The organism is Escherichia sp. 20412-1 (assembly GCF_003027595.1).
Classification (GTDB): domain Bacteria; phylum Pseudomonadota; class Gammaproteobacteria; order Enterobacterales; family Enterobacteriaceae; genus Escherichia; species Escherichia marmotae.
In genome coordinates, this window is the sequence record NZ_PYQM01000133.1 from 1 (window position 1) to 476 (window position 476).

Annotated in this window: 1 tRNA gene and 1 rRNA gene; both read right to left on the reverse strand. The window is 47.5% G+C overall.

Annotated elements, in window-relative coordinates:
- Window positions 1-198 precede the first annotated feature (198 nt).
- Window positions 199-274, reverse strand: a tRNA-Glu gene (locus C7B16_RS24375).
- Window positions 275-359: 85 nt separating this feature from the next.
- Window positions 360-476, reverse strand: a 16S ribosomal RNA gene (locus C7B16_RS24380); the annotation flags it as partial.

The following is a 476-nucleotide window of genomic DNA, read 5'->3' on the forward strand; positions in this document are numbered from 1 at the left end:
TAACCTCACAACCCGAAGATGTTTCTTACGATCCATCATCGTGTTGCGAAAATTTGAGAGACTCACGAACAACTTTCGTTGTTCAGTGTTTCAATTTTCAGCTTGATCCAGATTTTTAAAGAGCAAATATCTCAAACATCACTCGTAAGTGAGTTTTGAGATACAGTGGCCGGCGACTTTCACTCACAAACCAGCAAGTGGCGTCCCCTAGGGGATTCGAACCCCTGTTACCGCCGTGAAAGGGCGGTGTCCTGGGCCTCTAGACGAAGGGGACGTATCAGTCTGCTTCGCAAGACGCCTTGCTTTTCACTTTCTATCAGACAATCTGTGTGAGCACTGCAAAGAACGCTTCTTTAAGGTAAGGAGGTGATCCAACCGCAGGTTCCCCTACGGTTACCTTGTTACGACTTCACCCCAGTCATGAATCACAAAGTGGTAAGCGCCCTCCCGAAGGTTAAGCTACCTACTTCTTTTGC